This is a genomic window from Lysinibacillus sp. KCTC 33748 (genome assembly GCF_002237755.1).
In the GTDB taxonomy this organism is placed as follows: Bacteria; Bacillota; Bacilli; order Bacillales_A; family Planococcaceae; genus Lysinibacillus.
In genome coordinates this window covers 37,753-51,975 of sequence record NZ_MWSJ01000015.1, presented here as the reverse complement: position 1 = coordinate 51,975, position 14,223 = coordinate 37,753, and the positions used below count along the sequence as shown (strand labels likewise).

Genomic DNA, 14,223 nt, shown 5'->3' with positions numbered 1-14,223 from the left:
CTTGAAGCGAAAATTACAAAAGTAAGGATATAATAGAGTCAATTTAATAATAAAGCTCCCAGCTAAAAATTAAGACAACCAGTAGTAGCGCAGAGACACAAGAAAGTACATAGCCGATTTTTTGACCACATGTTGTTGTCGTTTTCTTCCACTGCACTAGCAGGGACACTAGACTAATTGCTACGATGACGATATACGCATAGTTCACCAAGAAATGAATATTCAGCGCAGTATAAGAAGTATAATTAAAAGTTCTGAAAGTTATAATTATGAAATTAATAACAGGTACAATACCCGCTAAGAGTAATAGCGTTTCCCACTTCTTCATCACTGTAAATTGAACTTCTTTTTTTCGATGCTTTATCGCTTGGATCAACACGATTAGTAAAGCAATGAGAGTGTATAGGACACTGAAAGCTACTGCCACGATACTGAACATATTAAAGATTTTCGTACTTTGAGAGACCGGTAGTATATCAATTGTCGGCATTGAGATCTTTTCCACTTCACCATCGTTCAACGTAATATGAAGATATATATTATGATCATCTGTAGATTTATAAAGATACGAAGCGATTTGTTCATATGTCATCCCAAAAACATTAAATATGTTCGAATCTGTCGCATCAATATCCCTAATACTTAGCGCCCCGTACAACTTGTTAAAACCTTTATAGGGATGTCTTGCCATAATGTAACTTCCTTCAAGCTCCTGCGTATTTGGCAGTACTTGATTGCCATCTACTGCAGAATACTCGCCGTACACGAATTTTGGTAAGCCATAACTCAGCCCTACTTCACCCCTTTGATTGGTCATGACAATTACACCCAAATGCTCATCTTTTGAAAAAGTGAAATTGTTCGAAAAACTATCTGTATTTCCTGCATGTTCCAATACATCTACTGAATATAGCCCTTCCCAAAAACCATGCGCATTTCGAGGAAAGCCATCACCATAGAAATCACTCGTCGTCAGCATTTCATCTAATGTACGATTGTTTTGAAATAATGGACTTTTCACGCCATCTGCTGGCATGAGCGCCACCATAAATTTCGCTGCATCCGTAATCGTACCAATTGCGCTACCAGCTGGATACAAACCAATAAATACCCGTTTATTTTTTGAAATACTAAATTCATCGTTGCTATTAACACTGTATCCATAAACTGCTTCTCTGTTCGTTGCTATATCTAGGTTATCTTCCTGTGTAGGATGAATCGTTGTGTCCTTCATCTCCAAAATAGAAAAAATATGTTCATTAACATATTCATAAAATGGCTGATCCGCGAGCTGTTCTACAATAAACCCTGCGAGTGCCACACCATAGTTCGAATAGGCGACCACATCTCCTGGCTCATGCACTTGATAAGGCTCAATAATGTGAAGCGTTTCTTCTAAGGGCTTTACTTCATCCGCTGACTTATAGAATAAATCTGTAGATTTCTCCTCCCACCCAGCATTATGGTGCATAAGATTCAACATCGTAATAGGGGTATCATATTGCAGTTTTGTCAAAAATCCGTCCGGCAAATACGTGCGAATATCTTCATCTAATTCCAACTTTCCCTGCTCTACAAGCTGCATTACACTGGTCCACACAAGAAGCTTCGTAACAGATCCCCATTCAAAAACAGTATCTGTTGTGACTTTTATTTGATTTTCAACATCTGCATAGCCATAAGACGTATTCATGAAAATTTCTCCGTCTTTCACAATTAACACATTCGCTCCAGCAGTAGATGTCCCAATGAATTTAGATGCATATTTATCCACGCGATCCTTTAGTTCAGCATAAGGTATCCCTGAAGGTGTCAACATTCCCTCATTTGCAGAAGCAGCTGATACAGAGCAAAGTACCATTACCAATACCATTAAAATTATTTTCCTCATTATATCTCTCCTTCTTTGAAATTAACATAAATTGGATATGTCGGGCTCTTTCATATGTATATTGCCAATCTAGATCAGAACCTCGCCTCCAAACTGCATTGGTTACTATCCATAATAAATCTGTTATACACAAAGCAACCCAGTTTTGTTATAAGAGTGAATTTTTCTGATAAAACAAAAAAGAGCTTTGTCTAACCGTTTACGAATTTACTGCATCTTTGAAAGCGTGTCCCATTGAGTGAAAAGTCCAATGACAAGAGCAATTATTATTATGATGAAAATGGGAATTTAGGAGAGTAAGGCTAACATTTCAGATGGTCCTGAAATCTCTATTTACTTAGTAATATTGGTAAGCCAGCAGCTATTACAAAAATTCCGATTAAAATTAACCAAGCAAGCGGCTTTGCTAAATTTATTGTCCAGCCAACTCCAAAACGTTTTTCTAAGAACAATGAGGGATCATTTCGATTAAAATAAAATTGACCAAGCTTCCAATAGTGATCGTCATCACGATTTATTACTGTACCATCTGCCGTTCTTACATTTTTCACACGACTTCCACCCTGCCCAGTTGTAATGACAAGTACAATCACACCAATAATCATGATTGCTGGAAACATTAATGAAATTACAGTCATATAAGTTGTTAAAATCGAATAAATAAATGATAGCTGGATTACACTAAAAAGTACTGTAAGCAAGATTCCACTAGCAATTAGGAAAACCGACCACCTTCTACGAAAAATAATGTTTTGTTCTATTGATCCATCTGGATTTTGAGCATTCAGCTGTTGTTTTGATCTACCAATCATCCAATTAATAAACATGAATAATGCAATCATATAGATTTGTGTTATTGGCATGATTAAGACAGATCGATATGATTTTTCTGTCCAATTGGTAACCCCACCAAATAAATCATATTGCGTTGGAATCCGTTCAGGAATTTTTCCATACTGCGTAAAGGTAATAAATAGCGTGACAGCTACTAAAGCAAAAGTAATTAAAAACCAGTAATTAGAATAAATTAATTTTTGCTGATAAAAATTTGTTTGTAGTACAATCTTCTGTTGTCTTTGTTCATTCCATTTCTCCTTTTCTTTCAGTTGTTTCATTTGCTTATGAAATACTAAATAGATTAAAAATGAAATAATCATAAAACCAAGTATAGTTATCGATAAAACAATCCCCATTGTCTCTCCATCGTTTGGAGAATGCTTTCCTACGATTAAATAAAAAATAAATAGTATAACAATACTAAAAGCTGTCATAACTGAAGCATATTGTTTTCGCATTTTTTTTAGTTTTTTATCCATATAGACATCAGACGGAATAGAAACTCCAAAACTCTCTGTACGTCGTGTCCAATACGGCATACCAATCAAAATAATAAAAATAGGTATGAATAAAATAATTGAAATCCAAAAGATATGATCCATCGTTTAGCTTCCCCCCTGAACATATGAAGTAAAAATCTCTTCACAAAGCTTCATAAAATCTTCTTTATTTACATCTCGACAAATGGCCTCTGCAATAAGGGGATGTAATATTTCTTTCATTTCTTCCTGAAAAGATACATCTGCCTTTGGAACTCCTTCTGGATTAACCAGAACTCCTTTTTGACGATGATTTAGAATAAATCCTTTTTGTTCCAGCTCTTTATACGCTTTGTTCACCGTGTGTAAATTGATTCCTATATCTGCTGCCAATGAGCGAACAGATGGTAATCGTTCACCTGGAACAAGCTCCTTCTTTGCAATACCTGCAATAATACAATGGATAAGCTGTATATAAATTGGTGTTTTAGACTCAAACTCTAAATGAAAAATCAAAGCAATCCACCCTCCTCTCTGTATAATGTATGTTATATTTGTAATATAACATACATTACCAATATATCAAAGAATTTTCATAAAAAAACCTTAACTGTTTTTATATGACAGTTAAGGACTGTTTTTCAATGTATTTGGAATTATTATTAATATAAACAGTTATTAATAAAGAAAGCTGTCATTTTGATCAATCTTTATTCAAAACGTCAGCTTTTTATATACTGTAAAGTCATGGGTTTAGAGTAATTACTACTTAAAGCTTCATCTCATTCCATAATAGAGTCCAATACAATTGTATATACTCCTCCTAAAAGTTCCTTTGGTTCTATTCTAGTATTACAAGCAGAAAGTAAGACCAACATCATAAACAGACAACTAAAATATCGAAATTTAAATTTTACCCCGTCCTTTTATTCGATGTATTTTGAATTTATCTCACTAAACTGTTCAGCTAGCTCAATAAGTACATTATTTAAGCAATGTTTGAAGATTTATTAGCAAGGGTGCATACACGATTAGTGGAATAAGCAAAATTACTGCACCAATTTTTTTAATTCCTCTTTGTAATAGTAAAAGAGAAGTCACGAAAAATAATGGGTAAATAATAAAAGTAATTATTAATACACCTTCAACTAATTGATATAATTTTCCTGTAAATGCACCTATGAATGGGATTGAAATCCATTCTAGTAAGCTAAACGCAATAACCAATATCCACAGCCATTTAAGTGTCATCACTAATCACCTCAATATATATTTGATTGGTTAAAAATAGTAAAAACTCTTATTTCGCTTTATCACCGATTATTATTTCAATTTTTTGTATTAACCTAATAAACCTAATTGCTGTTCAACTAAAGTGTTTTATTATCCCCCCGTTTCATTTAAGTTATGGTAAGGTCATAAAAAGGTTTCATTCGTGACCTTTTCAAAAGATAAAATTCGTGTTTTATTCGATTGATATAGTATCCAGCCGATGAAAGAATGGCATTTTCATTATATAAACACGAATGTTTGTAATGATTACACACGAAAACGTTCGTTAATTGTATTTGTCTGGAATTTTTGCAAACAAATCAGCACTTACCTGTATTTTTGCAGTACTGAATTCGAGACAACTTGATATGATTTGCTGAAATATCTTCAAGTGATTCGATCCCTCACTAGAACATGTGGGGCGTTTATGTGGTAACAAAAGGGATGTTGGTTGGTTTATGAAAAAGACTAGGTTCTATCATAGTAGAACCTAGTCTTTTCATTTAATTTCAAACAGTATTTCCATCAACTTACACACTCATTACTTAAAGAATAGTTTTCTTCCCAGTCGGAGTGATACACATCGTTATGCTTTCACTTTAGATTCAACGAATTGATTAAAAAATGAGAGGATTTTTTGATAAACAGCAATTTCATTTTCTTTTTTAGAGAACCCATGTCCTTCGTCTTCAAGAAGCATGTACTCGACATCACGCCCTTTATCTTTTAAAGCTTGTACGATTTGATCAGATTCCTCTTTCACAACACGTGGGTCATTCGCTCCTTGGATAACGAGCATTGGTTTGACCATGGTTTCTAGATACGTTAATGGTGAGTATTCAATGAGTTTTTGCTTGTCTCTTTCAGGATTTCCTACCCATTGATCCATAATTGGCTTCCAGTCTTCAGGAACCGAGTTGATAAATGAGAACAAATCAGATGGACCAAATATATCCACTACGGCTTTGAAATACTCAGAATGTCTACCGTGAAGCAATAAGGCCATGTATCCTCCATAACTTCCGCCCATCAATAAGATATTGCCTTTTTCAGCGTAGTTATTATCAATGAGCCAGTCGAGAGCAGCTACATTATCAAGGCGTGGGCCGTATCCCCAATCTCCTTCTACCATTTTCGTGAAAGCCAATCCATAGCCTGTCGAACCGCGGAAATTCGGAGCAAAGATGCTATACCCATGATTTAAAAAGAATTGGAAGGAAGCTCTAAAAAATTTACGCTCTGCAGCTTGCGGACCACCATGCGGCCAAAAGATGATTTCACCATTATCATTTTCCTTTTTAGCTTTGAAAAATAAGGACTCTATTTCAAGTCCGTCAAAGGAAGCATAAGTAATCACATCCGGCTCAACTAATTCGCTTTGATCTACACCTGGAACTGTGTATCCCGTTAAAGATGCCCACCCATTTTCCTTAAATTGATAAATATTATGCGGCTTCGTAGCCCCTCTTCCTAATAAATACAAACTTCCGGATTTTGTGACGATAAGCTTTTCGATGACGCTGCACGGTGAATCTAGTTCTTCCCAATTATTCGATAGCAAATCATGCATGTATAAACGATCTTCTACACCTTTTTCACTAATTACATACAGGCACTGCTTTTCTTTGTTATATTTCAACGAAGTAAAGCTTTCATTCTCCAAATCTTTCAATTTTACAAACTCATTTGTCTCTAAATTATACGAAGCCAAATACGTAAAATCAGCATTGTAATTCGTTAATAAATAGATGAGCTCATTGGATACAAAAACTGCGTCACTGACAGTATGTTGCTGATCTGTTGGCGGTGTCAGGAGAATATGTTCCTCTCCTCGTTTGGCGTATAGGAGTGTATACGTATTAGCAAAATGTTTATAGTAGAGGGCTGCCTCTTCATTAGGGCTAAAATCGATTAAAAAAGTGGGCGCATCTTTTCCCTCAAGAATTGTTTCTTCCTCACCGGTCACTAAGTCATAGGCATATGCATTTAAATACGTAGGATTTCCTTTCGAAGATGTATAGTATAGCTTGTTCCCATCTTCTGATAAAATTGGCATAGCATTGCGGGTTCCTTCTTCATAAATAATTTTCTTCATTGTCCCACCTTGAAGCGGAAGTCCATAAAACTGCGTATTTTCGTCCCCATTCTGGTCAAAACCGGCAATGATGAACCGTCCTTGTTTATCATAGAGGAGTCCTTGACAGCTCTGGTCAATAAAAGTAAGCGGTGTCGGGAACGTATTTGGTAAATTCATGGCCCATAAATTATACTTACCACTTAAATTAGTACTGAAAACTAGTTGTTTTTCATCTGGACTAATCGCAAAATCCCCAATCGAAAATGTTCGTAAAAACTGTTCTACATCTGGTTTAGAAAAAGATATCATAATGAAAACTCCTCCTTTTTTGAATTGAGTGAAAAGTCTATCTCTTTATACAATACCATTATTACACTTTAATGTATAATTTACGCTAATTAATATTATCTAAACTTTGATTATAAAAGTTAAAATCATAATACTAGTTACAACTTAGCGAAAAATATGGCCGTTCTAAGTACCATGTTTTAGACTCTAACAAAATTGCATTATTCCTTTTTAAAGTAAAAAAAAACGATTTCCATCATCGAAATTCGTTTTTTTAATATACTCCTAGCATTATGCTGTTTCAGTTATCAGTAGTTGTTAATGTTGTCGTTGAAGAACAGCCATTTATTAGTAGCTGCACTTATTGTCATACATTTTGCAGAAAAACTTAGTTCATTGGGCTTCCTCATCGGCCGAGGGACCGTAGATGCCCGGCACCGAAATATCAAGTAGGCGCAAGTATACCCCGAGCTGTGCCCGGTGGTGGACCATGTGGTTTAATCCGAAAGTGCGGAACGCAGTTGCTCGGGCTCGCGGCGGATGATTTGGTCACCATGGCGCAGCGTCCATTCCTCACCGAGCGTTTTCTCGTCACATTCGGTCAGAAAATTTTTCAATTTACCGATGTTTGCGTCAAACTCATCGAGAACGTCAGATTGTTTTTCCAAAGGCTTCCGTCGCAGTGGCACGGTCGAAAGATCAAACTCTGGGTACTGAAGAATTGCGATTTACCAGTTCAGCAGGTTGATCAGGTGTGTGGCCAGCTCGCCAAGCGTCATCGATTTCTCATGTGGTCTCCATGGCATATGTTCCTCGGATAAGCGTTCCAGAATGCGACGTGTAGTAGCCAATTCATGCATTGCGTCGCCAACAATCAATTGTTTAACCATAAATGCCTCTCCTCCATTTGCTTAGCATAGTATAAATTCCATTCGAGTAGAAAGCTGCAGTCTAAAGAACTGTTTTCGATAAAATCAGTGCCTTACGAAACTGGTTATATTTTTTAGTGATCCACAGAACAGCGCTCAGACGATTCGAGAATCATATTGACGGGTACTTGGTTACATGGATTACGCTCAGGTCAATTTGAAGAACATAACAAAAGCGCTCGAACGTTCCTATTTTTTAGATGAGTTCTCTTCTTTTACTTCGTTCTTAATTTTTGAGTAGAAATCCCAACTTTTTAAAACCACCCAAAATATAATGACTACTAAAAATGAATAGTGTTTATATTCGCTAGGAAGTTGCACAATAAGTAATATTGTAATGATAAAAAATGGTGGCATAAGTATCCAATAACGCTTATTTTTAAAGTGTTTTATTACGATTCCCTCCGTTTCATTAATGTTATGGGTCAGGTCATAAAAAGTTCCATTCGAGACTTTTCCCTAAAGATAATATTCGTGTCGATTGATGTAGCATCTAGCTGCTAGACGAATGGCACTTTCATTATATATACACGAATATTCTATGTAGTTTTATTGATAGTTGTTCGTTAATTACCGTTTACCAGGAATTTTTGCAATCAATCGTCTCTAACTATATATTACTTCAATTTCTCTCTTTTCAAAGAGCATTACTTAAGGAATTTTAACATTGTTTAATGATCACTTTTAAAGTGTATTCGACGTATGTATCGCTAATTCTCATTGCTAATAAGTCGAAAAATCTAAGACTATGAGAAGAATCCGATAATTAGTAATATGTGAATAAGATATAAATATTATGTAAACTAAAAATCATTTTGGGTGATCAGCATTTAGTTATGACCACCATTAGAATTAATATGATTAATTCCAACATCCTCGACAGCATGAAGCATTGTAATGCTCTCCTTATAATTTTCATGATTATCCACGTAATTTAATCTAAATAAATTCTCTAAACCCTGATTCCATTCTCTTTCGAAAAATAAAAAAATAACCTCTTGCAGATATAATACGCAAAGAGGTTACTTTCAACGAACTTTATTATCTATTAAGCATCTCCTTAAGAGCTTTTGTACCTTAAATTACACATCAATTTCAATACCGATTCCTTGTTGCTTTGCCTTTTGAAATATTCCTTTTGCGACTGCTAAATCATAGTAAGCTGCACCTACTGATTTGAAAATGGTTATCTCGTTTTCATCTTCTCTACCTTTACTAGTTTCTGTGACAAGTTTACCAAGTTCACAATATATATTATCGAATGACCATATACCTTTTTCAACAGCATGAATAAATTCTCCAGCTTCATTTTTTACACCATTATAATCATCTACTACAATTTTCTTAGCCTTCAAAATCGATGTTTCATCAATTTCGCGCATACTTGGTAAATATGAACCTATGCCATTAATATGAACGCCTGGCTTTAAATGATCTCCATCTAAAACGGCACTAGTTGATCTAGTAGCACAGCAAATAATATCCGCTAGCTTTACTGCTTCAGATACTTCTTCTATTACTTCAAAAGGGATCTCCACACCGTGCTCTTCCAATTTATTACCAAAACGATGTGCTTTTGATGTTGTTTTATTGACTAGTAATATTTTAGTTATAGATCTTACAGCTAATACCCCTAGTACTTGCTCAAATGCCATCCCACCTGTACCGATTACTGTTAGTATAGTTGCATCTTTTTTAGATAAATAATCAGTAGCAATTCCACTCAAAGCACCCGTTCTAAGTCGAGTTAAATACGAGGCATTCATCATAGCCATATGTGTACCATTCTCTGCATCAGTTAGTAATAAGACACCTTGAGTTGTTGGTAACCCCATTGGAGAATTTTTAGGGAAAATGGTAACCACCTTTACAGCTGCAACTTCACTTACTAAATCGGCACTTGGCATATATAGTGCAGACGCATCATAATCAGGAAAATCTATGACAGTACGATGCATGTTCACAATTTTGTTTTCCTCTTTTGCTATTAATACCTTCTTAATGTCCTCTATAGCATTTTTCATACTGTAGCTTTTCATAATTTGATCTTCATTTAATATCAACATATCAAAAACCCTCCAATGAATTTTATCATTACGACTCCATAGTCCCGACTGGGATTTTTTCCGTATCTTCTATTTTAGAATCTTTTTGTATGTCAGTATCTAAAGTCTCTTGACTACGATCTTTAACAGCCCAAATAGCGATTAATGAAACGATTGCTGTAAAGATAATATATAGCGCAATCGGTACATAAGAATTATCAAATTTAACTAAAAGAGCTGTTGCTACTAATGGAGCTGTTCCTCCTGCTACAGCTGCACCAATTTGGTATCCTAATGTGATCCCTGTGTAACGAATTTTTGCGTCGAAAATTTCTGAAAACATTGTACCTAGTACGGCTGTAATTGGCGACCAAATAACGCCTAGACCGATGATTGTAGCTATTACAAGTAATACGGCCGATTGTTGCTGTAACATCCAGAAATAAGGGAATGCAAATAGGATCATTCCAATAGTTCCAATAATGTATAACTTTTTGCGACCATATTTATCTGATAAGCTCCCCATTATTGGAATTAAAATCGTCGTAATAATTGTTGCAATCATTACGGCAGTTAGCGTGACTGTTCTAGAAAAACCTAAATTTGATGTTGCATAGGATACAACAAATGTCCCAAAAATATAAAAAGGTGCTGTTTCTACAACCTTGGCTCCAATAGCAATTAATACTTCACGCCAATAGTTTTTCAACGTCTCTATAATTGGTAGTTTTGGAATCTCACCTGATTCTTGAACTTTTTTAAATGAAGGCGTCTCATCAATTCCTTTACGAATCCATAAACCAAATAAAACTAAAAATGCACTTATTAAAAATGGTATACGCCATCCCCATGTCATAAAAGAACCTTCAGGAAGTAAAGTCATAATAGACAATGCAACAGTTCCAAATACCATACCAATCGTTACACCCATTTGCGGAATAGCTCCATATAATCCTCTTTTTTCTTTTGGTGCGTATTCTACAGCAAGTAAAAGTGCTCCGCCCCATTCACCACCAATACCTAACCCTTGCACTAATCTTAAAGTAATCAATAATATTGGAGCCCAGATGCCAATGGCTTGATATGTAGGAAGTAACCCCATCCCAAAAGTTGCAATCCCCATCAAACTCAACGTTAATACTAATGTTTTTTTACGGCCAATCTTATCTCCAATATGGCTGAAAATTACTCCACCAAACGGCCTAATAAAAAATGATAAAGCAAATGATGCGTAAGCAAGTAACAAACCTACTGTTGGATCTTCATTCACAAAAAACAATTGATTAAAAACGAGTGCAGCAACTGTACCATACAAAAAGTAATCAAACCATTCAATTGAACTCCCTACTAAACTAGCAATCCAAATCTTTCTCATTTGTTTTGCACCCATATAGTTTCCCCCTTTGTTCAAAATTGAAGTGGAACTTCAATTTCTCCTTGTTCTTACTTTACAATCGCCTGAATTATCTGTCAATAATGTAGATTATTTTTTTATTATGACTTTCTATTGAAACGTGTATAGAATAAAATATTATAAGCAATAAAGGAGCTTGATATAATGACATCAGATTTTCTAGGGGAGACATTAAAAAGAATACGTAAAGAAAAACAATTTACTTTAAAAATGCTTGCCTCTCAAACAGGAGTTTCTATTAGCTTCTTATCTCAGGTTGAAAGAGGTAAATCCAATGTAACATTAGACTCTTTGAAGAAAATTTCAGATGCTTTAGGAGTAAATCCAAGTGTTTTCTTTACTACTAACAATGAAGAATTAAACGAAATACGTTCCCAATTCCATTATTCGGACTTATCAGATGGTAGTATAGGTGCTTCCTATTTCCCGATCCTTGTTACGTTAAAAGCTGGAGAAAATGAGGGAAATGCTCTTTCACATGACGGTCATGAATTTCTTTATATTGTAGAAGGTGAATTAACCGTTATTATTGAGGAACAAGAATATGTTTTAAAAGAAAACGAATCTAAAATGTTTGATGCTCGAAAAACACATTATTGGTACAATTACCGAGATAAACCAGTTAAGTTCCTGCTTGTCTCATCTCAATAAAAAAAGACTATGAAGGACACAGCCATTAAATTATCCAACTTTTGTTTTTTAATGGAACTGTTATTTATTGTAAAAACCAAAAGAGCCATGCTACGCTATACATGTACATGGCTCTTATAATACAACTAACTATAAATGAAAAGAAAAAGAACTTTCTAATCTTTAAACACACGCCACATTTCCTCATATTTTACTTTTGCCAACGGTGGATACATCATCATAATTAGCCCAATCGGTGCCACAATTACATCCACTTAAAGACTCAATCTGAACTAAAATGCCCTTTATCAACTGCATTTGAACCTTCGCTAAACTATAACACGTTCAGTAATAATGCCTGCATCCTTTAATTTTCGCGATGCTGACTAACTACAGGTTGTGAAATGCCTAGAACAAAAAATGCAACGTTGCATGATTTCCTTCAACCCACTATACATGCAAAATGTGATTCTTATCAGAAAAAATAATAAAGTCCAGTTGATTACTGCGATTTGATATAATGAATCAGCATTTTTATATTATTTTTTCGGAGGATTTATGAGCAACCCTAATAAAAATAAATATTTATCTTCATTAGCTATTATTGCTGGTTTAATATTACCAATCTTTCTACCTGCATTTATAATGATGGTCCTAGTTAATTTCATGCCTAATGAAATTACTCACTCAAGAATAAGTTCATTATTTATATTATCAATTGCGCTATTTATAATTGCTGGTATTTTCACTAAAGTATTAAGCCTTGTAGGTTTAACTGAACAAAAAATAGAAGAATTAGGCTTTCTAGGTTTTATTATCACTGTTTTGACGTCATTTATCTCTATAGTTGTAGGATATTATTGGATGAAAACTCTCCACCTTACTTCTGTTGAGTTATCTACCATTGGAATTTTAATAATTGCAGCTATCACTACAATTGTTTTAACAGCCCTAATAAAAATTTTAGAGAAGTTATAATCAACACAAATGCCCAGGCTCAATAATAATTGAAACCTGGGCATTAAAATTATGCAGTTACTAATTATGTTCTTCTGCTACTAAGTGTAAAGTTGGAGAATGTGCTTCATTCCATACTCCCACCTTTGGCTTCAGCAAATATAGGTAGGACATTACTAAAAACACTTTAGCAGTTTACTCTAAGAAGCCTTTGATGGTGTATACGTAATGTTTTTTCTAACCTTTTGTTTTATGTTTTTAAATCGATGTTCAATCCCAAGGTAACGATCTAAGCTTAAAACATAACTTTTGTTTAAAAATAGCAATATACAAAATGCACTAGTATAAAGAGTTAAACTAATTAAATTCATATTCCCAGAAAGAATAAAATTCATATGCATAAAAAGACAAATAAGAACAGAGGGAATGATCATTAATCCTACTATCAGAACAATCCCGATAATAATTTGAACGATTGGAATCATGTAATTAAAAAACATAATATGCTTTAATACGAAGTGTTCGATGAAATACTTATAAAATTCTGGCACATTCGGTTTGTCTAGTGCCATCATTAAGTAATTTTTAATAAATATTCCTGGTTCACTAAACCAATTTTTCTCTGTAATTTTCGTTATACCCGCAAAAAGCCAGCCAATCCCAAAAAGCAGTCGCATTAAAGTAACTAGTGATTGAAAGGCTTGTTCTCCAAATCGTGTTGATAATAATTTCATATACTTAATTGTCCTCTACCGTTTATTTGAGAAGGTTTGCCCTCCTCTGTATAATTCTTGCTTACTATTAATTTTTATTCCTTTGGTTTTTAAACTCTTTCACATTTTCAACTTGACGAGTTCAAAGATCTTCCCTCTTTTCCGATAAGGGTATAGCCATTTTTCCAGGCTTTTTTATGTACATGCCACAACTACTTTTCGAAATACATACCCTCTTTAATCAATAATGATAATCATTCTCAAGAAGAATATCAGTAAAGATTATCGTTGTCAATGTAATATTTAGGTGAAAAATTTATATCTATAAAACTTGTTCAAAACCTGTTGCCATATAAAATGGTTTCAATACTTCAATCTTACCTGCATCTACTAATTCATGAATACGTATACCTAGCGCCCCGCATACTTTCAAGGCATCTTTCTCTTCCCCACCATATACTTCTTCAACAAAATTTTTACGCATAATCCAAACAAGTTTCGCTGAAGGATTCTCTTTTTGTAATTCAACCAGAGATAATAAAAAAGTATTGATAGCTGAATGACCGCCTACAATAACCCGCGATCTTCTTGTTGTCATTTATTCGTATGTATATCAGAATACCATAACGCTGTTTTTCAAATTTAAGGGTAACTAAAAACGCCAGGATCAATGATTTACCAATGATCCTAG

11 protein-coding genes and 1 pseudogene are annotated in these 14,223 nt (G+C 34.5%); 2 read left to right on the top strand and 10 right to left on the bottom strand.

The features are described 5' to 3' along the window. Nucleotides 1-43 precede the first annotated feature (43 nt). From B1B04_RS16970 to B1B04_RS16935, 8 genes and pseudogenes are all read right to left on the bottom strand, one after another. The gene (locus B1B04_RS16970) at nucleotides 44-1,891 is read right to left on the bottom strand and encodes a serine hydrolase domain-containing protein (RefSeq protein WP_240518321.1); all 1,848 of its coding nucleotides are present in this window, start codon (nucleotides 1,889-1,891) and stop codon (nucleotides 44-46) included. A 329-nt stretch (nucleotides 1,892-2,220) separates the two neighbouring features. Further along, entirely contained in the window at nucleotides 2,221-3,330 is a 1,110-nt protein-coding gene (locus tag B1B04_RS16965) for a DUF1648 domain-containing protein (protein ID WP_079562592.1), read from the bottom strand. A gap of 3 nt (nucleotides 3,331-3,333) precedes the next feature. Then, the gene (locus B1B04_RS16960; RefSeq protein WP_079562591.1) at nucleotides 3,334-3,723 is read right to left on the bottom strand and encodes a GntR family transcriptional regulator; all 390 of its coding nucleotides are present in this window, start codon (nucleotides 3,721-3,723) and stop codon (nucleotides 3,334-3,336) included. Nucleotides 3,724-4,191: 468 nt separating this feature from the next. Continuing rightward, entirely contained in the window at nucleotides 4,192-4,458 is a 267-nt protein-coding gene (locus tag B1B04_RS16955) for a hypothetical protein (RefSeq protein WP_079562590.1), read from the bottom strand. A 607-nt stretch (nucleotides 4,459-5,065) separates the two neighbouring features. Next, nucleotides 5,066-6,865 (bottom strand): S9 family peptidase, encoded by a 1,800-nt coding sequence (locus B1B04_RS16950; protein ID WP_079562589.1) that lies wholly within the window; start codon nucleotides 6,863-6,865, stop codon nucleotides 5,066-5,068. A 372-nt stretch (nucleotides 6,866-7,237) separates the two neighbouring features. Next, a pseudogene (locus B1B04_RS16945) lies at nucleotides 7,238-7,734 on the bottom strand (DinB family protein). A 1,121-nt stretch (nucleotides 7,735-8,855) separates the two neighbouring features. Next, on the bottom strand, nucleotides 8,856-9,839 hold the full coding sequence (locus B1B04_RS16940; RefSeq protein ID WP_079562588.1) for an ornithine cyclodeaminase family protein: 984 nt from the start codon (nucleotides 9,837-9,839) through the stop codon (nucleotides 8,856-8,858). A gap of 28 nt (nucleotides 9,840-9,867) precedes the next feature. Beyond that, a complete protein-coding gene (locus B1B04_RS16935; RefSeq protein WP_079562587.1) occupies nucleotides 9,868-11,208 on the bottom strand; it encodes an MFS transporter in 1,341 nt (446 codons plus the stop codon). 168 nt (nucleotides 11,209-11,376) lie between these two features. Between B1B04_RS16935 and B1B04_RS16930 the strand changes: the two genes are divergently transcribed. After that, nucleotides 11,377-11,883, top strand: a complete 507-nt coding sequence (locus tag B1B04_RS16930; RefSeq protein WP_079562586.1) for a helix-turn-helix domain-containing protein — start codon at nucleotides 11,377-11,379, stop codon at nucleotides 11,881-11,883. Nucleotides 11,884-12,420: 537 nt separating this feature from the next. Then, the gene (locus B1B04_RS16920) at nucleotides 12,421-12,840 is read left to right on the top strand and encodes a hypothetical protein (protein WP_079562585.1); all 420 of its coding nucleotides are present in this window, start codon (nucleotides 12,421-12,423) and stop codon (nucleotides 12,838-12,840) included. Between the two features lie 179 nt (nucleotides 12,841-13,019). Here the strand turns inward: B1B04_RS16920 and B1B04_RS16915 are convergent, their stop codons facing one another. Both B1B04_RS16915 and B1B04_RS16910 read right to left on the bottom strand, forming a co-directional pair. After that, complete coding sequence (locus B1B04_RS16915; RefSeq protein ID WP_079562584.1) at nucleotides 13,020-13,553, bottom strand: DoxX family membrane protein; 534 nt, start codon at nucleotides 13,551-13,553, stop codon at nucleotides 13,020-13,022. A gap of 301 nt (nucleotides 13,554-13,854) precedes the next feature. Next, nucleotides 13,855-14,130, bottom strand: coding sequence for a hypothetical protein (locus tag B1B04_RS16910; RefSeq protein ID WP_079562583.1), 276 nt, complete (start codon nucleotides 14,128-14,130; stop codon nucleotides 13,855-13,857). Nucleotides 14,131-14,223: the final 93 nt, after the last annotated feature.